We start from the raw sequence: 1,385 nt of genomic DNA, 5'->3' as shown, positions 1-1,385 counted from the left end.
CAGTCCCCGGGGCTTGCCATCATCCTCGATATCCACAGGCAACTGACCGTTTTCGATATCATCGATGGGGAATAGAGGTTCTCCGTAAATAGCCCCCCGTCGAATAATCCGATGCCGATTGGATAGTGTGAACTACCACGACCTACTTCGTAGAGGTCGTGGCTTCCAACTTCACGGAAGAATGCCTTAACTTGGACGGGCGTCCACGTTTTGGTCTTACTTCTTCTCCATTGGCGTTAACCTCCCCCGTCCCAGAGGAGGATAGCATTCTGATTCCTTCTGCTCTAATATTCTTTGCCGCATTACCATCTCTGTCGTGGTGAATTCCACAACTTGGACAAGTCCAAGTCCTAATATCCAGTGGCAACTCTTTGATTCGGTAATGACAATTAGAGCAGGTTTTGGAACTAGGAAACCATCGGTCTATTTCAACTAACACTTTTCCTTCTCTTTCGCACTTGTAAGAAAGAAAATTGACAAAGGTTCCCCAACCCAGATCAGAAATTGCTTTAGCTAATTTATGGTTACGAACCATGCCCTTGACATTCAGGCTTTCGACTACCACTACTTGATTATGATCTACTATTTTTCTAGACAGCTTATGTAGGTAGTCTTGGCGGACATTTCCAATTCGCTCGTATACCTTAGCTACAATTTTTCTGGCCTTTTTGCGCCCACTGCTTCCTTTTTTCTTTCGGGCAGCAATACGCTGTTTTTTGGCTAACTTTTTTTCGGACTTAGCCAGGTGCTTAGGATTACTGAATTTAGAGGTCTTTTCGCCGTCATAAGAAATAGCAAAATCTTTGATGCCTAAATCAATACCGATTACCTGTCCACTAGTGGAGGATTCCACACTAGCGCCTTCATACTCCATCAGGACAGAAGCATAGTACTTTCCAGAAGGAGTTTTGCTGACTGTTACAGTCTTGATCTCTCCGTCCAGTGGGCGATGAATTATCGCCTTTACGATTCCCAGTTTTCCAGGGAATTTAAGACAATCACCCACCTGTTTTACGTTTTGGGGATACTGGATTGATTGACGGTGATGGTACGATTTGAATCTAGGGTATTCAGCTCTACCTTCAAAGAAATTTTGGTAAGCACGACTAAGATTGAGACTCACAGATTGTAAGACCTGAGAGTAACAATCTTTTAGCCATTCAGTCTCTTTTTGTTTCTTAAGTTTCGGCAACATAGAGTTGAGTGCAGATTGCTTTAGCCCAAAGCCAGTTTCTTTGTAGGTTTCTATGCACTGATTCAGAGCATAGTTCCACCACCAACGAGCGCATCCAAAATTTTGAGCTAACACTTGAACTTGCTCTTTCGTGGGATAAATTCTAACTTTGACGGCTTTATGTTTCACTGCACTCAACTTCGTTATCGAA

1 protein-coding gene is annotated in these 1,385 nt (G+C 43.2%); it reads right to left on the bottom strand.

All coding sequences use genetic code 11. The annotated features are described in order from the left end of the window. Window positions 1-142 precede the first annotated feature (142 nt). Window positions 143-1,363, bottom strand: a complete 1,221-nt coding sequence (locus tag F6K51_RS37300) for an RNA-guided endonuclease TnpB family protein (protein ID WP_293031219.1) — start codon at window positions 1,361-1,363, stop codon at window positions 143-145. Window positions 1,364-1,385 lie beyond the last annotated feature (22 nt).

The organism is Moorena sp. SIO3I8 (assembly GCF_010692325.1).
In the GTDB taxonomy this organism is placed as follows: Bacteria; Cyanobacteriota; Cyanobacteriia; order Cyanobacteriales; family Coleofasciculaceae; genus Moorena.
Note: the sequence above shows the minus strand (reverse complement) of the source record. Positions and strands in the feature narration are given on the sequence as shown.